The sequence below is a fragment of the Maritimimonas sp. 2304DJ26-3 genome, from assembly GCF_056591635.1.
This window is the reverse complement of sequence record NZ_JBWQOK010000003.1, coordinates 645,321-668,971: the sequence shown is the minus strand read 5'-3', so window position 1 is coordinate 668,971 and position 23,651 is coordinate 645,321. Positions and strand designations below refer to the sequence as shown.

Here is a 23,651-nt window from a genome sequence, read left to right as displayed (position 1 = left end):
TTAATATTACATCATCATTTGTAGAACCACCTCCTTCTTCTAACGTAAGGTCATCTAAATAATAGGTTCCTCCATTTGTAATTGCACTATCAGACTGATCATTATCCGGTTTGATAACCAATTGATTGTAAGCATTAGGTCCAGCTGGTAGGCCCGTAAATATAAATTCTACTTCGACCCATTCATTTGCAGTTGGAATAGTCACAAATACTGGAGCTGGATTTCCTATACTTCCATCATTAGGATTTGCTAATAATTCAAATCTAAAAACAACATCAGCTTTTGTAGAATATACTTTTAACTTAAATGTATCTGTTGATGAAAGATCAAAATTCTCTGCAAATGTATTTTGAATTCCAGCAAAGAAATCAGAATCTATTGGTTTATCAACTCTCAATACAAAATCAGAAGTGTTTATGCCTTCTTTTGCAGGATTTGGCGCTAATTCAGATGTAATTCCATTTCCAAAATTATCTCCTGAAGGGAAGGTAGCACAGCCCTCAAAATCTAAAGGCAGTGACGTAGCCGCCACGGGAACATCATTACAACCATTAGTTGGTTCTGGAGTTTCAGTTTGCATGATATCATCTATATAGAATGTACCAGACGCAGTACCAGGGCCATCAACAAATAAGGTTATTCTTGAATAACTAGCGTCAGAATCAAAATCACATCTAATTTCTTCCCAACCCGTACCACCATGACTTGCAATAGTTTCTACATCAGCGCCTGTTCCTTCTTCTAACTTCATTAAAACATCAACCGGAGCATCAGACCAAAAATTCAATTTTACAGATTTCAACTCTGTTAAACTTATAGGCATTCCTACATCAAAGAAAATACCTTCGAAGGCAGCCCCACTATTGGTAATTGCTCCTACATTAGAAGTACTTGTGTTTGAACCCGATGGATCGGGGTTCGCTGCAATAGCAAAAGATGCCCCATTAAAGGTTGTAACGTCGTAATTAACATTTGGATCATCAAAATTTACAGGGAAATTAATTGGTAGAGGAATATTAATTACAATTTCATCTTCAAAAGTTGCAGATGCCCCTGCTGAATTTGAAGCTTCTAAGGTAATTGTATATGTTCCAGTTGGAAAAACCTTTACCGGATTAATAAGAGTCGAAGTAGTTCCGTCACCAAAATTCCAAACATAACTATTTGCATTTTCCGATAGGTTCTCAAATACTACCACCCCTCTATCTTCATCAATTGTGTGTACAAAACTTGCAACAATTTGAGGTAGACTTGCGTCGTCATCTTCTTCACATCCAAAAAAGGAAACGGCAAGTATTATTAACCAAAGTATTCTTGATTTTTTTATTAATTCTTTCATGATTATTTTTTATTAGTTAAATATGCTTGTTTTCTATTATTGATATACGCGTACGTAGTCTATGATCATACTTTGCGGAAAAACAGTCTCTGCATTTGGCGGTCCATCAAATACACCACCGACTGCAAGATTTATTAGTATGTAAAAAGGACCGTTATTGAATACCCATTCTCCCGTAGCATCATCAGGAGTGGCTGTGTGATATAGTTTATCATCTACATAAAAATTAATTTCATTGGGGCTCCACTCAACACCATAAATATGAAATTTAGTATCTACTCTATCGTTAACAAAATCAAACTCTTTTAATATAGGCTGTCCTCCACTATAACCGGGTCCGTGCAGAGCACTACTTACAATTGTGGGTCTAGATCCCGCATTTTCTAATATGTCAATTTCACCACATTGTGGCCAACCTACTTGATCTATATTTGAGCCTAGAAGCCAAAATGCAGGCCACATACCTTGTCCGTATGGCAATCTTATACGTGCTTCAAAACGGCCATATTGCTGATCGAACTTTCCTTTTGTAATGAGACGTCCAGAAGTATAATTTGCGCCCTCAAAAGATTCTTGAATTGCTGTAATTATTAAAAACCCATTTTCTACTCTAACATTCTCAGAGCGACTTGTATAATACTGTAATTCTTGATTACCCCAGCCATCTCCATTAGGTCCTCTTCCTATATCATAGGTCCATAGTGAAGAATCAGGTGCACCTTCAACATCGAAATCATCCTCTAACACAAGATTTGTAAATGTAACTACCTCTTGCGTTTCGTCCGTTTCACAACCAGTAGCGATAAACAAAGTTATCATTAGAAGAAAAGGGAATAGTATCCTTTTTATTTTTATATTTTTTTTAAAACTGTTCATCTTCTTTTTTTTAAATTTTATCTATCGAATCTATTCTTTATAAAAGTAAATATTGTCTAATATGAAATCTGGTCCACCAACCAATATAAGAGCTCCTAAATTATTTTTTTGTGCAGCTAAATCACCACCTAAAGGTATTTCAATAGAAGTCCATTGACCTACTTGCAAACCATCAGCAGTAAACCTAAAATCTTTATCGTCTCCGTCGGGGAAGCCATTAAAAACATTGGTCTCTAATTCTCCATTACCTCCTACATCTCTTATTTGAATTTCTAAACTTGTTCCCGCTGATTGAGTATAGATATCCACATGAAGGGTAGTCATTTCAGACCCATCGACGGTATTGTCAAATAAAATACCAGTAAAATTATTATTCGAATAGATTTGAACATTATTACCATTTAAATTTGCTTCACTGGTTTGAGTTGTTGAGCCTCCAAAACCAGGATTGAAATTACTATTGGTAACCAAAGTATAAGAATCACTATAAATAGATTTAACATCATCAGCAGATTGTGTAGGAACGGGAGGTTCAGGTAAATCACCACCCGAAGTTAATTCTAGAGAGCCATCTGCTAAAACACCACCCAAATTAGCAGTAATAGCCGTTGTACCTTGGCTTAAAACATTCACTATACCGTTCTCATCAACAGTTGCAACACTCGGGTTTGTTGAATTAAATGAAAAATATCCTGGCTTTGCGCTCACGGTAACATTTTCACCACTTACATTTAAAGTTTGCGTAAGACCGCCAGCCGCTAAATTAATTACACTACCATTAAACGATTGTTGTACAAGGTCTTGACCATTTAGAATAACCGGCTGTGGTTGTGCTACTGTGCCTAATTTTTCAAATTTAACCTCATCTAACCAAAATATATATCCTCCTTCATCTCCATCGAAAGAAGCACCTTCTGCAATCCACAACAATCCACTTTCATTAATAAGTTTAGAAGGGTCTGGAATTGGTATGGCATATTTTTTCCAATTGGTACTTATTCCAAGGCCACTTAAACTCACTTGATACTTATTACCGTTCGCATCATTGATACCAAAACCTATTTCATTTATTGACGCCGCCTGCGATGCTTTTGCATAAAACGTTAAAGCATCAAACCCAGAAAGGTCTCTACTAGCTGTTGTATTAAACGCAGCTCCTACAAAACCATTGCCAAATGCAGGTACATCAAAACGCATAGCCAAATTCCCAGAAAACACATCATCTGTAACTACACTAAAAGCTTCAGGGTCAGCTCCTGCATCTACAAAAGGAAAGTAATTTAAACCCGCCGAAAAGCCATCAATAAAAACGTCTCCGTTAGGAGGGAATGTTGCAAAAAATGCATCATCAGAAAGGTCTCTTTCACAACTTACCAGTGAAATACAAATTAAAGCCATTAAGATGCTTATAGAACTGAAATATTTTTTATTCTTCATTTTCATGACGTTATTATTTTCCAAGGTTAATATGTATGTATGTTCTAATTTCCCATTCCTGACCATCATCAAAACCAACTGGACTCAATACTGGTAATGGAGGGAATGTATTTGGAGGCACTGCAGTTGGGGAATAACGCGGTGAGTATTGATCAAGTGATCTCCAAGTACCGCGAATACCAATTCTAGTATCTGGCAAAATAAACCAATCTGGTTTCCCTATAGTTGTAGAGATGTCTAAAGACATTTGTAATGGATAGGTTAAATTAAAATCACGATGATAATCATAAGGTCCCCAATCATTTACTTTAAACATTCCTTGAAATTGCCAATTTTTATAAATCGATTTAGCTTCTATACCAAACCTTTCAATAGTGCGCGGATCACTACCTAGCGCTTGTGCATTACCACCATATAAATTAGCAATGATCTTAAAGTCAGAACTTATTTTAGATACAATGCGCGAATGAACCTCCCATAAATCCTTAGCTGGAGCAGAATTAGGAAAAATCAAAAAGCTTCCGTCTGCATTAAAACCAACATGTGTGTCTTGAGTCGTTGGAAAATGACGATATACATAACCTAGGTTAAAGGCAAATTTTGCATCTTCAACACGATCATTATCCCATGCATAAAACCATGAACCCGGTGTAGGGTCAAAAGTCAATATAATCTCTCCTGCTGTAGTTTTACGATTTGCTCTTACAGCAAACGGATCGTTAATGAAATTTCTTGGCGCAGCTGGACCTGTAGCATCTAGTGGTATTGGTTTTACTAAAGGCTCTTGCCATAAAAAGTTAGGAGCAATTTGTAAATTTCCAATAGTATAGGTAAAACCAGTTAAGAAACTATTTTGGTTTCCACTTCCATTATCTTTTAATTTCCATCCGGAAAAATTTTGTGTTTGGTCTACGCCACCATTAGCTACCAACCCGGCAGTAGATCCTAAGGCATACCAATTAAACTTACCTTTAGAGTAGGTGATTTTTGCCTTAGCACCCCAATTATCATCGGAGTTTATTCTGTCTTGATACACAATATAATTACCAGACTCGCCCTTTACGTCCTGAAAGTTAATACCATTTAAAGGGCTACCACCCCAAATGCCTCCAAAAGTAAAGCCAAAATCACCAAGTTCCTTCTCAACAACAACTGTTGCACGCTCTATAGGCCATGCTGGAATTACACGACTTCTAACTAAGTTTGGGTCTATTATCCGATTTCCGTTTACATCTAGTTCAATATCTTGCTCAAAATCTCTATGATAGATACCAGTAACCTCAAAACCATGTATGTCTTTTTGATATTTAAGTAAAGCTGTAGGGTTTGCTCCCCACCATAATTGACGACCAAAAGCAGCAGCCAATCCTTTTAACTTACCTTTACCATGTACCTCAGTTCCTTGTATCTCTCCTTTATAAAGGTCTAGATTGGGCCCATAATTCGCTTCAGGGTATAACCCAAAGAAATCTCCTTCATAACCCCAATGATAATGACCTGTTCTATAAAACCATTTAATATCTGCTAGTTTATTTTTCCACTCAAACTCAGCTTGATACAATCTAATTCTATTTTGATCATTTACGGTTATTGTCTCTCCACCGTTTGCTCCAGCGCCTTGTACAGTTGTTGGCCTACCAACATCTTCATAAAAAATTTGATCGATTGGGTTCTCTGCAACATTCCCTAAAACATTAAAATTCACATTGGCTTTAACACCAGGTGCCGGGTTTCCTTCAACACCAATATAGAAGGACTGCATGTGATCAAAACCCGTCTCATCAGGAAAGACATTCTCATCAGGGTTTGCAGTCTCTGGGGTAGTCAACAACTTCCCGCCAGTATAAAAGCTTGTCATTTCAGCTCTTAATTGGCTAAGGCGGATTATAGCTCCGCTACCACTTTTTGCATCTAACGCAGCTTTATCTCCTCTAGCTTTTAGAACCGCATCCATTATATTAATTTTATCAAAATAGTCTCTGATGAAATCTCCAGTCATACCATTTTGGTAGGGATTTAAAGCATGTGCTTCTTTCAATGTATAATAAGAAGCTCGAGGGTACAATTCGTACAAACCGCGAACATCTGTTGGCCCTTTGGCACAGATACCAAACCATTCTTCATTCATATTATTTGAACCATCTTTGGTATCATGGTAATAACCTCCATTACTCCATGACGCTCCTGTTTCATGTGTATCAGCATCTTCACGCTTATCAAAACCTAGCTTCCACCATCCATCACTAAATTGGAAAGTAAAACCACCAATTGAGTTACCGACTTTTCCTAATCCCGCTGCATTCTCATAAATTTCTTTCCAATTCAACAAATTGTAATGTGCTTGCCAGTATTGGTCTTCTTTATCAGTTAAAGCATTATAGGCATCAGCACCAAATTCGGTAAACATTAGTGCCATGTCTAATTTATCTTTTACAACTTGAAAGAAATCTCCAAAAGATTCTCCTCTATAAGTATTAGCTCCATAAACATCAACATCTTTACATTCTTCAGCAATAATGTCAATAAATAATACATCACCATTACATATTGCTACGGGATGATTAGAGTCTAATGCTTTCATTTTTATAGCGACTTCATTCATCAATTTATACATTGGTCTACCTCTGCGCTCTCCAACTGCTCTTTTTTGCTCTTCTCCTTCTGGAAAATCTTCGGTTTCGGCTCCTTGCCAAAATAGTCCGTAGTTGTTTTCATTTCCCATCATGTACATCAAGATACCTGGTGTATCTTTGTAATCTTTAACTAGTTGAATCATTTCAGAGACCAAAATCTCTTGAGTCCTAGCATCTGAATAATCTGTTACTGGCGTCCAAACACCATCGATTGTTAATCCGTATCGTCCGAATTGATGGTTAAGCAAAGTATAGATTCCATACTTTTCATAAATGTAAGTGACCCATTTTTTTGGCACACCAACATACTGTCTTAAAACATTTACATTCATGTTTCTTAAGAGCCCCATTTCATGGTCGAGACCTGCCATAATAACATCATCAGATTGTTCATAAAAATTGGCATTGGTAACATCGGTACCAATAGGAACGTAATCCCAGTTAACACCATTGATCATGAAATTTTTCCCGTCAACTACGAGTTTCATTCCATCAGAGTTCTTTTCAATTTTAACTTTATTCGCTTGAGAAAAAGCGGTAATTGTAATTAAGATTAAAAAAACACTTAGAAGATTTTTTTTCATTGTATTTAGTTTTTAGTTCTTCATTATTGAGTCTAAAAACACCTTAATCGAGACTTGAATTTAGTTTAAGGACTTAAGAGGAGTCTAAATAAAATTGATTCTCTTGTAGGTGCTTTGATAATGAGGAAATAAAATTATTGTGAATAATTGCTAAATCCACAAAAAAGACCCCTACAAAAAATATACACAGCAAAGAATAATTCGTTTTTTTAATACATTCTTATTGTATCTAAGCACAATATGCAATGTTCATAATTTTACTAAAAAGCTATATGGTTATTGTAATTAATGATGGATGTTGAGGTAATGTTGTGGCAAAAAACTTATCTGTTGAGGTAATTATAAACTAATTATATAGTCTGCAAGGTTTTTATCACTTGATAAGTTCATTTTTTTTCGCAATCTATATCGCTTAATTTCGACACTTCTGGCTGAAATATTAAACATTGGTGCAATTTCTTTAGAAGACAAGTTAAGTCTTAAATAAGCACATAACTTTAAGTCGTTTGGCGATAGGTTTGGGTGTATATTCTTCAGTTTCTTGAAAAACTTTCTATCTGCATTATCGAATGCTTCTTTAAAAAATTCCCAATTATCTTTGTGATTTAAACTTCTATCAATTATATCTATAACTGGTCTCATTGATTCTTTATCCTTAACCTTCGAAGCTAATAGTTGCTCTTTAATCTGGGCTAATAGTTCATTTTTCTTAACAATGCTCATTGTTGAAGCTGCTAGCTCATTACTTTTCTCTCGAAAATCCTTTTGAAGTTTTTCATTCTTATATTTAATAATTTCTTTTTCATTTTGAACTCTGGCTAATTCTAGTTCTCTTTTATTTTTCTCAATTAGTTTTTGTTGTTCTTTCTGGTAGTATTGCTTATAAATATTGTGCATAAATATTGAAAACAAAATAACACCTAGTCCATACACAAACAACATTAGATTAGAAATATACCACGGCTTAGCAATATTAAAATTATAGGTAGCTACATTATTAGAAATCTTGCCTCCTATTTTGGCTCGTACGTTAAAGGAATATTTACCAGCAGGAAGGTTTTCGAAAAATACAAATGACTCTTTAGACCAGTCACTCCATTCATCATAAATTCCTAGTAAACGGAACTGATAGTTGGGCTTTAAATATTTGTTATAATTTGGCGTATAGTAAGATATTCTTAGATTATTTTGGCTACTGGTGAAGTTACCATCTACATTTTTATTCAAAAGATGATCGGTAGTACTATGATCTTTATTTATACCGTTTTTAATACTACTTAAATAAACTATGAAATCTTTTATTGCAAGCTTATCTAGGTCTACTATCATATATCCAGAGCTTGTCCCTATCAAATGTTGATCTCGGTTATTGATATCTATTATATTCTCGTATTCTACAACATCATTTCTCTCTTCATAAGTAATTGGTATTTGCTTAATTTTAGGTGAATTAGCTAATTCACCGGGAGAAACAATGGTTAAATTAGGTTTAGTAAACAGCCAAAAATTATCTTGACTCTTATCAAGTACAATTTTTCCGGATATATAAGTATCTTCAGAATAGATACTACTTAAAATACTATCTTTTATAAACTTTTCTCGATTTAAATCATATTTAAAAACTCCTTTTCTATATGCATATAAAATATCATCTTTATATTTAATAATACCTGAGTTAGCTCCCTTTAGCAAACTATCTATTGTAATATTTGTAACATTGGAAAGAGTACTATCTACCTTAACTTTAAATACCCCATTATATTCATGATTCACAAAAATAAAATCTTCTAAAACTTCAAAATACCTTGCAGAATTATTAAAGCCTTTAATCTTATTTTTTAATTTCCAATTGTCATTATTCTTTTCTAATACATAAAGGCCGTCATAATTTCCTTGAATTAATAAATTCGATTTTCTATCTAGTTCAGAAACATTCCAAGTACCTTGAATATTAGAAATTCTCTCTGCTTGACCATTATTAACTACATACGTACCTTTATGATGACCACAAAATAGTTGATTGTCAATAATTTTTAAACTCCATACTTGTCCTTGTAAATCACTAATCAAATTAAACTCAACATCTTCTAAAAGAGGTTTATAGAAAAGCCCTTGGTTAGTACCTAAATATAAATTGCTATTATAAATAGCAGAAGCGTATACGCTACCAAGAATTCCATTTTGATCTTTATAAATTCTTAAGGGTGAATTAATATTTATGTAACTAATACCATTATTAAGAGCTAACCATATATTATTCTCTATATCCTCAAAAACTGACAAAACGGTATTACTTAAAAGTCCCTTATTCTGATTAATCTGATATAAAACTTCGCCTTTTTGATTAAAATATAGCAGTCCGTTAGCAATTGTACCTAAAGCAAAATTTTTATCTCTTAATTGAATAGCATCATAAACACTTTCATCTTTTAGCTTGATGTTCACTTCACTATTCCATTTTTTTAATATACCGTTCTCATAATTATATATACCATTAGAGCGAGTAACTATAAAATATCCAGAAAAATTTGAGAACATATTAATCACTTCATTATTTTTAACTAGTTCATCATCTATAAATAATACATCCTTACCGTCTTCAACCTTAAAAATCCCCTTACCTATTCTTTGAAAATAAATGCTCTCGTCAATCTTATACATCTTAACGATAGTCTCATTTGAATTAATAACTTTTAAAGATTTACTCTGGGTATTGTATATATATATTCTATTTAAAGACTGAAAAACCACAAAATCATCAATTCCGATAATTTCCCAGAATTCTTCATCCTGCATTAATTCTATGTTCAACTCTTTGGATAGCGACTTATATTCTAGCTTACCTAATTGATTTTTTTGCCAATAACCAAACTCCATATAGTAACCTGAATATATTCTATTACCTATTGCGGTCACTGACCTCATTATAGTCTCATTAGGTGAAGGATGCAATGACCAGTTTGCACCATTATACTCCAAGAGCCCTTCATTATTTGCCAAATAGATTAGTTTATCTTGTGACTGAGTAATTGCCCAATTTTGATTTTGAGCATTATATTCGGTCGGAGGGAAATTTTGGATAGGTGGTAATTCTTGTGCAGTAATTAACGCACATAATAAACTAAGTATAAAGAAAGTTGTTTTTTTATATAAATTCACTTATAAATAATAAGTATACATCAATGTTACAATAATACAAATTATTATGTCAACCAACACTTAATATTTATTATGCTAATAATTTATTTGAATTCTATAGTATTCACCTATTTAGTCACTTTTATTTAATACTATCTACTCCTATTTGTTGTACAATCTTACTATAAACAATTTCAAGAACGCTTTTCCAAAACTTGAACAATATCGTTTAACTCAAATCCTTTGGCCTTTAAAAGAATCAAGTAATGAAATAACAAGTCAGCACTTTCATTTAAAAACAGATCGTTATTTGAATCTTTAGCTTCTATTACAGTTTCAATAGCCTCTTCACCAACTTTTTGAGCTATTTTATTTATTCCTTTGTTAAAAAGTGAAGCAACGTAAGAATCTTGATTTTCTGAATCAACCTTTCTTTCTTGGATCACTTTTTCCAATTGTGATAGAAACCCATAAGACCGAGTATTCTTTTGATTCCAACAAGTATCACTTCCCGTATGACATGTAGGTCCATTTGGATTTACCTGTACCAAAAGAGTATCACCATCACAATCTAGCTTTAAATCTACTAACTGTAAAGTATTTCCACTCTCTTCCCCTTTCGTCCATAATATTTGCTTTGTACGACTATAAAAGGTTACCATATTTGTAGTTAAGGTTTTTTTATAAGCCTTCTCATTCATATAACCTAACATTAAAACATTTTTTGTTTTACTATCTTGAATAATCGCTGGAACTAATCCATCTTTATTTTTGTTGAAATCAATATTCATAATCGAACTTCTATGTTGTTATTTTTTAATTCTTCTTTTAAATCATTAATTGTAATTTCCTCGAAATGAAAAACGCTAGCTGCCAAAGCTGCATCTGACTTCCCGATTTTAAAAGTATCTACAAAGTGCTGAATATTTCCGGCGCCTCCAGATGCTATAATTGGGATGTTTAATTCGGTTGACAATCTGAATAATGCTTTATTAGCAAAGCCCTTTTTTGTACCATCGTTATTCATAGAAGTAAATAAAATTTCTCCAGCACCTCGCTGTTCAGCTTTTTTAGCCCATTCGAATAAATCTAATTTGGTTGGAATTGTACCTCCAGCCAAATGAACTTTCCAATTCCCGTCAATTTCTTTAGCATCTATAGCTACAACAACACATTGGCTTCCAAACTTACTAGCAAGCTCATTTATTAATTCCGGCCTTTTAATAGCTGAAGAATTAACCGAAATTTTATCAGCTCCATTTTTTAGTAATATATCTACATCTTGAACAGTAGATATTCCACCCCCAACAGTAAATGGTATATTTACTTGTTCAGCAACTTTAAGAACTAATTCTTGCATAGTTTTTCTTCCTTCTAAAGTTGCAGAAATATCTAAAAAGACTAATTCGTCTGCACCGAAAGCAGCATATTGTTTCGCCAATCCCACTGGGTCGCCTGCGTCGCGTAAATCAACAAAATTGACTCCTTTTACAGTTCTTCCGTTTTTAATATCTAAACAAGGAATAATTCTTTTAGTTAGCATTTACAATAAAGTTTTCTAGTTCTTTCAAACTAATTTTATTCTCATAAATCGCTTTGCCAATAATGGCACCTTCACAACCGATAACAAAAAGTTGCTTAATGTCATCCATTGATGAAACTCCTCCACTAGCAATTAAATTGACATCAGATTTTCTTAAAATCTCTTTATAAAGTGATATAGATGGACCTTGAAGCATCCCATCTTTATCTATGTCTGTACATATCACATATTTTATTCCTACAAATTCATAATCGCTTATAAAGTTTACAACATCAATCTTTGAGTTTTCTAACCAACCGTTAGTAGAGATCTTACGATTTTTACAGTCGGCTCCTAGAATTATTTTGTTTCCACCATAACATTTAATCCAGTTTTTAAAAGTTTCGGGTTTTTTAACTGCAATACTCCCTCCGGTAATTTGATTGGCTCCACTTTCAAATGCTATTTGTAAATCCTTATAGGATTTTAATCCTCCTCCAAAATCGATTTTAAGGTTTGTTTTATTGGCAATATTCTCAAGCGTTTTATAATTTACTATATGCTTGGTTTTAGCACCATCTAAATCTACGAGATGTAAATATTTAATTCCTGAATCTTGAAATTGTTTTGCAACTTCAAGAGGATTTTCATTATACACCTTCTTAGTATTATAATCTCCTTTTGTAAGACGTACACATTTGCCGTCTATAATATCTATAGCTGGTATAATTCTCATAATTCTGAAAAATTTTGTAATATTTTTTGTCCTTCTTTTCCGCTTTTTTCGGGATGAAATTGAACACCAAAAAAATTATTCTTTTTTAAAGCTGAAGCATATTCAAATTCATAATCTGTAATGGCAATTGCTTGCTTACATTTTTCAGCATAGTAACTATGAACCAAATACATGTATTCATTTTCTTTTATACTATTAAACAAATTAGAATTTAGATTTGAAATACAATTCCAACCCATTTGAGGAACTTTAACTTGGTTTGAAAATTTTTTGACTTCTACATCAAAAATTCCCAACCCTTTTGTATTCCCTTCTTCTGTAGAATTGCACATTAATTGCATTCCTAAACAAATACCCAAAACGGGCTGCTTAAGCTCTGGAATAACTTTATCTAAATCAGATTCTTTAAGTTTTTGCATCGCTGAACTTGCTTCTCCAACTCCTGGAAAAATTATTTTATCGGCTGATTTAATTTTATCTATTCTATTTGATAGCTTAGCTTCAATACCTAATCTTTTAAAAGCGAATTGAATACTCTTAATATTACCTGCGCCATAATCTATAATTATTACATTCATTAAAGTATTCCTTTAGTTGATGGCAAAATCATTTTTTCTACATCTCGTTTTATAGCCATTTTTATGGCTTTTGAAAAAGCTTTAAAAATAGCTTCTATTTTGTGATGCTCATTAGTTCCTTCGGCTTTAATATTTAAATTACATTTGGCTCCATCTGTAAATGATTTAAAGAAATGAAAGAACATTTCTGTTGGCATTTTACCAATCATTTCACGCTTAAAATCAGCATCCCAAACCAACCAATTACGCCCACCAAAATCTATACTTACCTGAGCTAAACAATCATCCATCGGTAAACAGAACCCGTAACGTTCAATTCCTAATTTATTTGATAAAGTCTCATTAAAAATTTCTCCTAAAGCTATTGCAGTATCTTCTATTGTATGATGTTCATCAACCTCTAAATCTCCATCCACTTTAATATCTAAGTTTAACTGACCATGTCTAGCTAGCTGATCTAACATATGATCAAAAAATGCTAAACCAGTATCAATATTGCTCTTTCCTGAACCATCTAAATTAAGGTCTATTTTAATTTTTGTTTCGTTGGTATTTCTGGTTAGTGTTGCTGTTCTTTCTTTAAGCTTTAGAAATTCGTAAATCTGCTGCCAATCATTAGTCTCTAAAGCAATAAATTTATCTAACTCATCTCGTTTTACGGTTACTTCATTAGTCCCTAAATTGGTATTATCGTTAATAAAAACACCTTTAGACCCCAAGTTTTTTGCAAGTTCTATATCTGTTAGACGATCGCCAATTACAAATGAATTTTTTAAATCGTATTCTTTAGAAAAATACTTAGTTAACAATCCTGTCATTGGTTTACGAGTTGGTGCATTATCTTTCACAAATGTTCTATCAATAAATTGCTCTTCAAACTTAATGCCTTCGGCCTCAAAAGTTTCAATGATAAAATTATGAACTGGCCAAAATGTGTCTTCTGGGAAACTACCAGTTCCCAAACCATCTTGATTCGTAATCATAACTATTTCGAAATCTAATTCTTTGCCAATTCTTGATAAATATTGAAATACTTTTGGGTAAAAAGTTAGTTTTTCGAAACTATCAATTTGCTCATCAGTTGTTTCTTTTATAATGGTACCATCTCTATCTATAAAAAGAACTCTCTTCATTTATATGCTTTTTAAAATTGTAATTAATTGTTGGTTTTCACTTTTAGTTCCAATGGTAAGCCGTATACAGTTATCGCATAAAGGTTGTTTTGAACGATTTCTTGCAACTATTCCGTTAGCTATTAGTTGTTTATAACGTTTATCTGCATTATCAACTTTTACTAATAAAAAATTAGCGTCAGATGGATAAACATTTTTTATCCAAGGCAAACTTTTTAGGTTCTCGCTTAACACTTTCCTTTGCATAAGAATTTCTAAAACTTCTTGCTTTATTTTATTTTTATTCTTTAAACCCATCAAAGCTTCTTGCTGTGTAATCTTATTAATGTTGTAAGGCGGCTTTATTCTATTTAAAATTGAAACAATTTCTTTTGAAGCATAACAAACACCTAATCTAATAGCCGCCATTCCATACGCTTTAGAAAATGTTTGAGTAACTATTAAGTTAGGAAACTCGTTTAATCTATTCAACCAACTTTCTTGAGTTGAAAAATCGATGTAAGCTTCGTCTACTACAACTATACCTGAAAACTCTTTAAGAAGTTTTTCAATTTTATTAGACTCAATACTATTGGCTGTTGGATTGTTAGGCGAGCACAAAAACAAAAGTTTAGAGTTAGTGTTTATCCCACTTATAATGTTTTCAATATTTGGTTGAAAATCTACATTTAAATTTACTTTTATGAGCTTAACAGCATTCAGATTAGCTAAAACTTCGTACATGCCATAAGTTGGTGGCAACGTGATAACATTATCTTTGTTTGGTTCACAAAATGCTCTAAATATTAAGTCTAGAATTTCATCACTTCCATTACCTAAAAGAATATGATCTATAGCAATATTTTTAATTTTTGAAAGTTGTTGCTTAACTTTTAATTGTTGAGGGTCGGGATAACGATTTAATCCGTTTTCAAAAGGATTTTCATTTGCATCAATAAAAATCATATCTCCAGATGCCTCTTTAAATTCATCACGGGCTGAAGAATATGGTTTCATATTCTTTATATTCTCTCTAACTAGGTTTAATACATCCATTATAAATCCTTTAATCTTATTGAAATCGCATTCTTATGTGCTTGTAAACCTTCAGCTTCAGCCATTAGTTCAATTGAGCGTCCGATATTTTTAATCCCTTCTTTTGATATTTTCTGAAACGTAATAGCTTTTGTGAAACTATCTAAATTAACTCCGGAATATGCTTTCGAAAATCCGTTGGTTGGTAGTGTATGGTTTGTACCTGAAGCATAGTCTCCAGCACTTTCTGGAGTATAATTACCAATAAAAACTGATCCTGCATTTGCTATTTTATCTACAAAAAAATCATTATTTTCTGCACAAACAATAAAGTGTTCTGGGCCATATTGATTAATTAAGTCAAGAGCCTCCTCTTTATCTTTCACCAAAATGGATTTAGAGTTTTCAATTGCTTTTGAAGCGATCTCTATCCTTGGTAATTCTAAAAGTTGTTTTTGCACTTCAGTAGTAACTAATTTTATAAGTTTATCTGAAGTTGATACTAAAATCACTTGACTATCTACTCCATGTTCTGCTTGACTTAATAGATCTGAAGCCACATAAGCTGGAATTGCAGAGTCATCAGCAACAATCAGTAATTCACTTGGCCCCGCTGGCATGTCAATCGCTACCCCATATTTAGTCGCTAATTGTTTTGCCACAGTTACAAACTGATTTCCTGGTCCAAATATCTTATATACTTGAGGAATTGTTGGTGTTCCAAAAGTTAATCCTGCTATGGCTTGGATTCCTCCAACTTTACAAATCTTAGTCACCCCACAAAGATTCGCGGTGTATAAAATTTCATCTGAGATTTTTCCATTTAAATTTGGTGGTGAACATAAAATAATTTCTTTGCATCCTGCAATTTGAGCCGGAATAGCCAACATTAAAACGGTTGAAAACAGTGGTGCAGTTCCTCCCGGAATGTATAATCCTACCTTTTCTATAGGTCTTTTTTCTTGCCAGCATTCTACTCCTTTTTGAGTCTCTTGAAATACAAGCTCTGTTTTTTGTGCTAGGTGAAACTTTTCAATATTCAATTTAGCCAAGTTAATAGCCTGCTTCAATTCAACAGAAACATTATCTCTTGCCTTTATAATTTCATCTTCTAAAACAGTCAAGTTTTCTATTATTACTCCATCAAAGATTGATGTATACTTCTCTATAGCTATATTACCACTTCTTTTTACATCTTCAAACACTTGGTTCACAGTAGTTTCTATATCGGTCACTGACTTAGTTGGTCTCTTCAATAAATCTGGCCAATCTTCTCTATTTGGATATTCAATTAGTTTCATTTTACAACACCATTTTTTCAATTGGACAAACTAATATTCCTTCAGCTCCTTTATCTTTCAACTTGTCAATAATTTCCCAAAATTGATTTTTAGTAATTACCGAATGAACAGAACTCCAACCTTCTTGCGCTAGGGGTAGAACAGTTGGGCTTCTCATACCTGGTAAAACATTAATAATTTCTTCAAGCTTTCCGTTGGGAGCATTTAATAACACATATTTAGATTCTCTTCCTTTAAGAACAGATTGCATTCTAAACCGTAATCTTTCTAAAATTTTCGTATTTGACTCATTAATTTTTGAAGAAATTGCCAAGACAGCTTCTGAAGTTAGAATTACTTCAACCTCCTTTAAATTGTTTTTAAATAAAGTAGATCCGCTTGATACAATATCGCAAATGCCATCGGCTAATCCAATATTTGGAGCAATCTCTACTGAACCATTGATTATATGCAGTTGAGAAGTAATATTTTTCTTAGACAAATACTTTTTTACTGTGTTTGGATAGGACGTTGCAATCTTTTTATTCGCGAAATATTCAATTCCAGAGTAGCTTTCTTCTTTAGGTATTGCCAAGGAAACTCTGCATTTAGAAAAACCTAACTTTTCAACAACATTAATGTCCTCTCCTTTTTCTATTAAGACATTCTCACCTATTATAGCAACATCTACTACGCCATCTTTTAGATATTGAGGTATATCTCCGTTTCTTAAGTAAAATATTTCCAACGGAAAATTACTAGCAGAAGCTTTTAACTGATCTTTACCATTATCTATAGAAATACCACAGTCTATTAATATCTGCAACGAATCTTGATTTAATCTACCAGACTTTTGTACGGCTATTTTTAACTTACTCATTTCATACTTTTAATATTTGAGTAAATCTTTCCGGAAATCTTGCTATAAAAAAGAAACCCGTTTGATTTACTCAAACGGGTTTAAAATATATTTTTAATTATTCAATACATCTTCAGCTCGCTTGAATGCAAGTATGAGAATGATGGCGATGTAATTGAATAAAGCTCATTGTTTTAATTTGATAAGTCAAATGTATAAAATATTATGAGTAAGCTGCAACAATTATTTATTAAAATACTTTATATTATTAATTTTTATCATTTTAATAAAAACAATATGGCATTTTAATTAAATTCTTTATTTAAATACTATAAATTATCTTTTATATAATATTTTTTCATTAACTCAATTTTTCTGTATCTGTTAAAATATAAATTAATTATAAAATTATATACTTGCAGCCTGATATTAGTTTTTATATAGATTATTTTTTATAAAACAGGATGAAAAAGGTTTGGTATTATTTATTATTATGTCCCATATTTATTTCAGCTCAAATCAATGAAAGTGATTCACTCAACTTTAAAGCTAATCTCTCTTTAACAGGGTTTTGGCAAGGAGGAAATGTAGAAACGCTAATTTTTAGAGCTAAATCTGATTTGAATTTTAAGCCTTGGAAAAATTGGGTCTTTAAAACTAAGAACTCCTATATTTATCAGGAATTCGGTAAAGAAAAGGCAGACGAAGACATCTTAAGTCTTAATTTCTTATATATCAATCCTGAGAAAAAGATCTATCCATTTGCCCTTGGTTTTGTAAGCACAAACTTTAGAAGAGAAATAGATTTACGCTATCTAGCGGGTGCGGGTGTTACATTTAGAATTCTAAATAAGAAAAAGCATTGGCTCAAATTATCTATTTCTAGTGAATATGAATATACAGACTTCGCTCAAACTGACTTTAATCGTTCTGATTTTGATGGGAATAACATAATTGAAACCTTTCGAGGCACCGTTTGGGTAAATGGTAAATATTACTTACTAAAAGATAAGGTAATTATAAGTCATGAAAGTTATTTTCAACCGTCTCTTGAGCAGAGTAATAATTTTAGGTGGCAAGCAGATCTTGGCTTAGAATTACCTGTTTGGAAGTTTTTAAATTTTAAAATAAACTACTTACATACATTTGAGGGAGTTGTGGTAGAAAGTCAAAAACAAGAAGATAGATTTTTAACTTTTGGTTTTACTTTAAAAAACTATTGATCTTATTGTTAGTTCTCTATTCTATCGTAATTTTTTAAAGTCTTTAACGCCCATAGTGTTTGTATGCCTGCCCACTCTAGTTTAGTACCTTCACTAATTCCGTACCAGGTATCCCATCGACCATCATTTTTTTGTCTATTTATTAACTCTTCTATATCAGCATCAATCATGTCTTTTGTAAATAATTGAGATAACATACCATTAGGTGAAGAAGCATAATTTAAACTATGTGGTTTACCGTAAAGTCCCCAGCCTTGATCTTCTGTATCCTTGCATAGAACTCCTTCAGCGAGTATCCAATTCTTCAAATCATTAAGTACTTTCTTTGCCTTATCTTGACTTTTAGTATACTTTAAAAATGTTAACCATCTAGGCACACATAAATAACAAAACACATGTTTTTCTTTTATACGTTGAAACTCACTCCAAACAAATTGTTCTGCTTTTTCCATCCAAGGGATATTAATATTATACTTCTCTAGTATTCCTAATAAAGGAGCCGTGGTGCTTAAAGCTGCCCATTCTTTAACGGTTTTAAAATGCCCTTCGCAAGGGTAATCACTAGTTGGTCTAAACATCCAAGGAATTCCTCCCTTTTCTGTTGTAATGCTTTCAAAATAGGATATAAAGTCGTTTAGAATGATTTCTTTGGTCAGATAACCTACTTCATCAAGCGTTTCGAGTGCCATAATGCTAAAGAGAGGTTGACTTTCTGGCGATGCGGTATCTGGTTCCATGCCATGTCCATAGCCACCGTCAGCATTTCTGTATGCGTATACCGAATGAAAAACACCTTCAGGATTGCCATTTACAAAGTAAAAATCGAACAAACGCCTTTCTATCATCCTAGCATTTGTTAGTATAAAATCCTTGGCTTTATTAAAATTTTTCTTAGTGAGTGTTTTCATTGGTTTTTAAATCTTTGTTGGTTTCTCACAAAACTATGATTATTCAAAGTAATAGTATTGTATAAATCGGTCATTATTGCTTAAGTCTAAATCGCTTGGTTTAGCTCCTGTATATCTTTTGAGCTCACGAATAAAATGAGGTTGGTCATAATAATGTTGATAAAAAGAATGTCCTTGTTTTATTTTTACTAAGCTTCTTTTAAGCCTAATTATTTTAGAATATTCTTTAATTCCTATACCAATCATTTCGGTAACTAATCTATTTAATTGTCTTGCACTTAAACCAACTAATTTGGAAATTTCATTAACAGTAATAGTTCCGTCCGATTCATCGATAAGTTTAAAACACTTTTTCAAACGGTTGTCAGGTTGGATATTTTCAGTAAACTTTAGAAATTGTTCATTTAAGTAATTTACAAGCGATTTTGAGTTTTTGAGGTTGGTAATCAGTAATTCTTCGTTAAGATTAAATTCAGACAATGATGTGATGTATAATGAATCATCAAGCAGTGTACTTATACTAAATTTGAATATATTTCCAATGGCAAAAGGATGGAAGCTTATGCCCAATACTTCTTCATCTTCAAAATAACTGATTGAAGCGGTATTTGTCCAAATCCCTGTAAGTCTTTTATCTACTATTATACCTTCTTTAAAATTGATTACCAAACAAAAATGACCATCGGGAAAAATATCAAAATGCTTTACAGCTTTTGTTCCAATTCTGTAATACCAATAAGAATGTATGTAATCTTTTAACCTTAGGTCTGTTTCAAATTCGTGAGTTACCATTTACGTTCTTCAAATTACACACTTCGTTTTTATGTATAGCTCGCTTCGAAAAATCAGCTATGATTATCCGACGTAGTCGAAAGATAGTGAATTGTAATGACACGAGGACAAAGTGGGAACTGACGAAGCAATTCCGGTTAGGAATTCAGCCGAAATGAACTATGTATGTTGTTGTGTGTAGCTTTTTACTCTTGTTTAACTCCCCCATTGAAATTCAAAACTTTACTAGCAGCAACTGCCCCTGTCATTAAAGCCTTCCCAATGTCTTTAGTTTTCAGCCATTCAATAGTAAAAGCTGCTTGAAATGCGTCACCGCAACCAGTTGTATCAACAATTTCATGAACTTCAATCGCTTTTTGACAGTATTTTTTATTTTCAAAAAAAGCTACGCTACCTTTTGCTCCTAGGGTAGACACTATTAATTTCCCTTTTTGTAAAGAAAGTTCTTGTAGTTCATCTAGTATTTCTTCTTTACCACTCAAAAAAACAATATCAATATTGTCTATATGTTCTTTGATGAAGTCAATCCCTAAATAGTCTAAAAAGTCAATAACTATTGATTGATTTCCATTTCGTCTTTTTAATAGTTCTTTTAAGTTAGGGTCTCCTGCTGGCATTGCAACAATTCTACTTCCGGCTAATGAATTCCAATCATTTTCTGATAATCTAAATTTATCAAAGGCGCCACCATTCCAACTGTCTTCTTTGAAGTATCTATCCCCTCTTTCATCAATAAAAATTTTATTTGACGCAGTTGGTTCGTTAATCTGATATAATCTAGAACGGTTTATGCTTAATTTATCTAATTGATTTTCTATTAATTCGCCAAATCTATCTTTACCAATTCCACCAATTACTGACGTATTTTCATATCCTAAAATTTTGCATTGAGCAGCAAAATTTAATGAATTTCCCCCAACGTAAACTTTATCTACTTCTGGAAATAAATCCACACAGAAAGATGTTAATGCAGTTATTTTCATTTAGAAGTTAAAATTAGTTATTTGGTTTTAAAGTGTTTTTCAAGAAATTCATAAACAAGATTGAAATGTTCCAATGGTGCTATGTGTCCACCATTAAGCTGGGAATGCAAATAAGAATGTCCGAAATTATGCTCCTTAAGTCGTCTGATAATTTGCTCTGACATTGCAGAAGCCGGCCACTGGTCATCGTGCTTACCTGAAATAATGAGAATCGGACCATTTATTTTTTCTACCTGAATTTCAGCATTTTTAACTGCTTCACTATCTTCAAGCATCATTGCATGTGCGGTGTATAAGTCTCCTTTTATAGCGGGTGAAATTGTTTTTAACGGTGCAGGAACGTAAGGAACTTCCTCGTTTTTGTATGTCCATGAAGATGTATTTGCATACAAAGTAATAGCCGGAAAACTTACATGAGATGTGGAGCCTGCAATTACACCTTTAAATTCCTTATATCTACTGGCTAAGTTTAACACCAGCTCACCACCACGTGAACCTCCAAACAAAATAATTTTTGATTCATCTATTTTAGGATGTTGTGCAATAGATAAAATTGTGTCCTTTATAGCATCAAGCGAAATTCTGTCTAAATGCTTTGGTGTTCCATGAGACTTGAAATAGCCAATAGCCAATACAGCATAGCCTTTATTATTCAAACTGTCGCGTTTCTCCTTTAGGTAAGTTCTGACCCAATCATTTCCGCCTCCACCACCTCCAAAACCAACAAATAAAGGCTGTTTTTCAGATTCACCGAGATATAATTTGGCTTCAACTACCCCGTGTTTGTCTGATAACTTGGGCACATAAGTAAAAAGGTGTATAAATCCTGAGAATAGAATTAATACAACAACTATAACTGATATTTTTATTTTTTTTCTCATTCGACTTTAATTTAAAATTCAAATCTAGTGAACAAGTATTATCTAACCTTTGATGTATATCAAATAATCACTTCTCAGTTCTTATTCTACTCAATGTTTCTTGGGTAATCCCCAAATAGGAGGCTACCATGCCAAGAGGAATTCGCGGATATAAGTCAGCATAAACTTCCTTAAAATGTACGTATCTTTCTTTTGCAGTGGTAAATCGCATAGATACTACTCGCTCCATAAGGTGTCCAAAAACACTCCCCATAGATAATCGAGCATATCGTTCCATCTCCGGGTAATTATCAAAAAGAAATACAAGATCATTTACATTTAAAACATAAGTGGTGGTATTTTCGATAGCATCTATATAGTATATATCTGTTGTACTTTGCATAAAACTTTTAGGAGAGTTCATCCATTCATTAACTCCACAAAAAAACTCACTTATTTCTTTGCCGTCTTTTAAAAAAAATGCCCTTAATGTTCCTTTCTGAATAAAGTAACTTTCCTTACAAATTTGAGCTGCATCTAAGATTAATTCACCTTTTTTAAAGGCTTTTATTTTTAAGCGATCAGTAAGTTCTATTCTTAAATCTTCAGAAAGTTTGATATACGTTTCAAAATGCCGATATATATTTTTTATGTCTTCGATTTGCTTGTAGATAACGGTTTATGTATGGCTTCGTTCTGGAATTGTCCACAAGGACTATTCCCCTAACGAAATATACAAAGTTTTTGTGTGGTAGAGGTCAGCAAAAAAGTAACAATTAACTATACACATTTTTGCTATTGGTTATTTTTTAGTTCAGCTTCGATATTAACCCATTTGATTTTCCAGTTTTTATCTTGATTATTACCAATGGTAAAAAATAGAAATTTGTTGTCTGGCGTTACAAATGGATTACCTTGCCCAGAATCATTTATAGTTTTGTTAAATTTTTTTGTATTTACCCAATTCCCATTTCCGTCGTTGAAACTTATCATTAGATCGAGCTGATTACCAATTGAGGCAAAAATCAGATAGTCTTCTTTTGGTGAAATATACGGAGTACATTTACCCATTTTTATAGATTCTTCGAAGGAAACTTTTCTTGCGTTTTGAAATTTACCCCTCACTTGCTTTGATTGGTAAATATCCATTTCACTATAGTCAGGATTACTAGAATGAAAGTATAGGGTTCCAGAATTGGAAATTGTTGGATGGGAAATTAACTTATGCCTTAAATTTGGTATGTCGACAAAAACTGGATCCGTCCATTCTCCCTTCACCTTATCAGATTTCCAAATATGCCATGTGTGATAAACACCTTCAATATTTACGGGTCTTGTTGAGCTGAAATAAAGCGTATTTCCACTTGGAGAAAAGCTCATTCCGTGTTCATTATATATGCTATTAAAAAAAGCTTCATTAGGTTCAGTCCATTTTCCACTTTCTTTTTTAATTACAAACACTTCAAAATTCTCGAAGGTTTTGTCAGAAATGGTATAATAATAAGCTTTTAAGTCGGGACTGAATGTTCCTTTGTGAATTAGTTTGTTCTTTGGAATAACATCTGTCTTAAATTCAATTGGGATATTTTTTGGAATCTCTTCCGTTAAAAATTGCATTTTGGTATCTTCTGTTTCATTTTTACAACTCAAAACACTAATTGTAAATATTAAGATAATTTTAAGTCTGTTCATTTCTATAATTAGTACCTACACATGTATATCCATGTTACGGATATATTTATTTTACCTACAAATC

General features: G+C 32.7%; 20 protein-coding genes. 1 reads left to right on the top strand and 19 read right to left on the bottom strand.

Annotation, left to right across the window (positions count from 1 at the left end; translation table 11 throughout):
- The 13 genes from AC1EUV_RS11655 to hisG all read right to left on the bottom strand — a co-directional run.
- The coding region (locus AC1EUV_RS11655; protein WP_480198888.1) for a PKD domain-containing protein at positions 1-1,339 on the bottom strand (1,339 nt) is incomplete at its 3' end.
- Positions 1,340-1,375: 36 nt separating this feature from the next.
- The gene (locus tag AC1EUV_RS11650; RefSeq protein WP_480198887.1) at positions 1,376-2,215 is read right to left on the bottom strand and encodes a glycoside hydrolase family 16 protein; all 840 of its coding nucleotides are present in this window, start codon (positions 2,213-2,215) and stop codon (positions 1,376-1,378) included.
- 30 nt (positions 2,216-2,245) lie between these two features.
- A complete protein-coding gene (locus tag AC1EUV_RS11645; RefSeq protein ID WP_480198886.1) occupies positions 2,246-3,652 on the bottom strand; it encodes an Ig-like domain-containing protein in 1,407 nt (468 codons plus the stop codon).
- A gap of 13 nt (positions 3,653-3,665) precedes the next feature.
- Positions 3,666-6,869, bottom strand: coding sequence for a glycosidase (locus AC1EUV_RS11640; protein ID WP_480198885.1), 3,204 nt, complete (start codon positions 6,867-6,869; stop codon positions 3,666-3,668).
- Positions 6,870-7,208: 339 nt separating this feature from the next.
- A complete protein-coding gene (locus AC1EUV_RS11635) occupies positions 7,209-10,028 on the bottom strand; it encodes a helix-turn-helix and ligand-binding sensor domain-containing protein (RefSeq protein ID WP_480198884.1) in 2,820 nt (939 codons plus the stop codon).
- Between the two features lie 173 nt (positions 10,029-10,201).
- Positions 10,202-10,798: a bifunctional phosphoribosyl-AMP cyclohydrolase/phosphoribosyl-ATP diphosphatase HisIE gene (gene hisIE / locus AC1EUV_RS11630; protein ID WP_480198883.1), complete on the bottom strand. Its 597-nt coding sequence runs from the start codon at positions 10,796-10,798 to the stop codon at positions 10,202-10,204.
- On the bottom strand, positions 10,795-11,550 hold the full coding sequence (hisF, locus tag AC1EUV_RS11625) for an imidazole glycerol phosphate synthase subunit HisF (protein WP_480198882.1): 756 nt from the start codon (positions 11,548-11,550) through the stop codon (positions 10,795-10,797). The genes hisIE and hisF overlap by 4 nt, the downstream gene beginning before the upstream one ends.
- Positions 11,540-12,265: a 1-(5-phosphoribosyl)-5-[(5-phosphoribosylamino)methylideneamino]imidazole-4-carboxamide isomerase gene (gene hisA, locus AC1EUV_RS11620; protein WP_480198881.1), complete on the bottom strand. Its 726-nt coding sequence runs from the start codon at positions 12,263-12,265 to the stop codon at positions 11,540-11,542. The genes hisF and hisA overlap by 11 nt, the downstream gene beginning before the upstream one ends.
- Positions 12,262-12,843, bottom strand: coding sequence for an imidazole glycerol phosphate synthase subunit HisH (gene hisH, locus AC1EUV_RS11615; protein ID WP_480198880.1), 582 nt, complete (start codon positions 12,841-12,843; stop codon positions 12,262-12,264). The genes hisA and hisH overlap by 4 nt, the downstream gene beginning before the upstream one ends.
- A complete protein-coding gene (gene hisB / locus AC1EUV_RS11610; protein WP_480198879.1) occupies positions 12,843-13,976 on the bottom strand; it encodes a bifunctional histidinol-phosphatase/imidazoleglycerol-phosphate dehydratase HisB in 1,134 nt (377 codons plus the stop codon). The genes hisH and hisB overlap by 1 nt, the downstream gene beginning before the upstream one ends.
- Positions 13,977-15,011 carry a histidinol-phosphate transaminase gene (hisC, locus tag AC1EUV_RS11605; protein ID WP_480198878.1) on the bottom strand — a complete coding sequence of 345 codons (1,035 nt, stop codon included), beginning with the start codon at positions 15,009-15,011 and terminating at the stop codon, positions 13,977-13,979. It abuts the gene before it with no gap.
- Positions 15,011-16,291 (bottom strand): histidinol dehydrogenase, encoded by a 1,281-nt coding sequence (gene hisD, locus AC1EUV_RS11600; protein ID WP_480198877.1) that lies wholly within the window; start codon positions 16,289-16,291, stop codon positions 15,011-15,013. Before hisD ends, hisC begins: the two co-directional genes overlap by 1 nt.
- 1 nt (position 16,292) lies before the next feature.
- The gene (gene hisG, locus AC1EUV_RS11595) at positions 16,293-17,150 is read right to left on the bottom strand and encodes an ATP phosphoribosyltransferase (RefSeq protein ID WP_480198876.1); all 858 of its coding nucleotides are present in this window, start codon (positions 17,148-17,150) and stop codon (positions 16,293-16,295) included.
- Between the two features lie 443 nt (positions 17,151-17,593).
- Here hisG and AC1EUV_RS11590 point away from each other — a divergent pair, with 443 nt between their 5' ends.
- Entirely contained in the window at positions 17,594-18,352 is a 759-nt protein-coding gene (locus AC1EUV_RS11590) for a DUF481 domain-containing protein (RefSeq protein WP_480198875.1), read from the top strand.
- A gap of 8 nt (positions 18,353-18,360) precedes the next feature.
- On the opposite strand, the gene AC1EUV_RS11585 is transcribed toward AC1EUV_RS11590, so the two are convergent.
- The 6 genes from AC1EUV_RS11585 to AC1EUV_RS11560 form a co-directional block, all read right to left on the bottom strand.
- Entirely contained in the window at positions 18,361-19,260 is a 900-nt protein-coding gene (locus tag AC1EUV_RS11585) for a hypothetical protein (protein ID WP_480198874.1), read from the bottom strand.
- Positions 19,261-19,299: 39 nt separating this feature from the next.
- Positions 19,300-20,052 (bottom strand): DUF6597 domain-containing transcriptional factor, encoded by a 753-nt coding sequence (locus tag AC1EUV_RS11580; RefSeq protein WP_480198873.1) that lies wholly within the window; start codon positions 20,050-20,052, stop codon positions 19,300-19,302.
- Positions 20,053-20,237: 185 nt separating this feature from the next.
- The gene (locus AC1EUV_RS11575; protein ID WP_480198872.1) at positions 20,238-21,035 is read right to left on the bottom strand and encodes a carbohydrate kinase family protein; all 798 of its coding nucleotides are present in this window, start codon (positions 21,033-21,035) and stop codon (positions 20,238-20,240) included.
- Between the two features lie 17 nt (positions 21,036-21,052).
- Complete coding sequence (locus tag AC1EUV_RS11570) at positions 21,053-21,838, bottom strand: alpha/beta hydrolase family protein (RefSeq protein ID WP_480198871.1); 786 nt, start codon at positions 21,836-21,838, stop codon at positions 21,053-21,055.
- Positions 21,839-21,983: 145 nt separating this feature from the next.
- On the bottom strand, positions 21,984-22,298 hold the full coding sequence (locus AC1EUV_RS11565) for a Crp/Fnr family transcriptional regulator (RefSeq protein ID WP_480198870.1): 315 nt from the start codon (positions 22,296-22,298) through the stop codon (positions 21,984-21,986).
- A 392-nt stretch (positions 22,299-22,690) separates the two neighbouring features.
- Entirely contained in the window at positions 22,691-23,587 is an 897-nt protein-coding gene (locus tag AC1EUV_RS11560; protein ID WP_480198869.1) for a TolB-like translocation protein, read from the bottom strand.
- Between the last annotated feature and the right edge of the window lie 64 nt (positions 23,588-23,651).

Bases quoted from the DNA above. Each gene is read 5' to 3' on its own strand.
- AC1EUV_RS11650 (WP_480198887.1), bottom strand. From the start codon at position 2,215: ATGAACAGTTTTAAAAAAAATATAAAAATAAAAAGGATACTATTCCCT.
- hisH (WP_480198880.1), bottom strand. From the start codon at position 12,843: ATGAATGTAATAATTATAGATTATGGCGCAGGTAATATTAAGAGTATT.
- AC1EUV_RS11585 (WP_480198874.1), bottom strand. From the start codon at position 19,260: ATGAAAACACTCACTAAGAAAAATTTTAATAAAGCCAAGGATTTTATA.
- hisA (WP_480198881.1), bottom strand. From the start codon at position 12,265: ATGAGAATTATACCAGCTATAGATATTATAGACGGCAAATGTGTACGT.
- AC1EUV_RS11560 (WP_480198869.1), bottom strand. From the start codon at position 23,587: ATGAACAGACTTAAAATTATCTTAATATTTACAATTAGTGTTTTGAGT.
- AC1EUV_RS11575 (WP_480198872.1), bottom strand. From the start codon at position 21,035: ATGAAAATAACTGCATTAACATCTTTCTGTGTGGATTTATTTCCAGAA.
- AC1EUV_RS11590 (WP_480198875.1), top strand. From the start codon at position 17,594: ATGAAAAAGGTTTGGTATTATTTATTATTATGTCCCATATTTATTTCA.
- AC1EUV_RS11565 (WP_480198870.1), bottom strand. From the start codon at position 22,298: ATGCAAAGTACAACAGATATATACTATATAGATGCTATCGAAAATACC.
- hisD (WP_480198877.1), bottom strand. From the start codon at position 16,291: ATGAAACTAATTGAATATCCAAATAGAGAAGATTGGCCAGATTTATTG.
- AC1EUV_RS11580 (WP_480198873.1), bottom strand. From the start codon at position 20,052: ATGGTAACTCACGAATTTGAAACAGACCTAAGGTTAAAAGATTACATA.
- hisIE (WP_480198883.1), bottom strand. From the start codon at position 10,798: ATGAATATTGATTTCAACAAAAATAAAGATGGATTAGTTCCAGCGATT.
- hisG (WP_480198876.1), bottom strand. From the start codon at position 17,150: ATGAGTAAGTTAAAAATAGCCGTACAAAAGTCTGGTAGATTAAATCAA.
- hisB (WP_480198879.1), bottom strand. From the start codon at position 13,976: ATGAAGAGAGTTCTTTTTATAGATAGAGATGGTACCATTATAAAAGAA.
- hisC (WP_480198878.1), bottom strand. From the start codon at position 15,011: ATGGATGTATTAAACCTAGTTAGAGAGAATATAAAGAATATGAAACCA.
- AC1EUV_RS11645 (WP_480198886.1), bottom strand. From the start codon at position 3,652: ATGAAGAATAAAAAATATTTCAGTTCTATAAGCATCTTAATGGCTTTA.
- AC1EUV_RS11640 (WP_480198885.1), bottom strand. From the start codon at position 6,869: ATGAAAAAAAATCTTCTAAGTGTTTTTTTAATCTTAATTACAATTACC.
- hisF (WP_480198882.1), bottom strand. From the start codon at position 11,550: ATGCTAACTAAAAGAATTATTCCTTGTTTAGATATTAAAAACGGAAGA.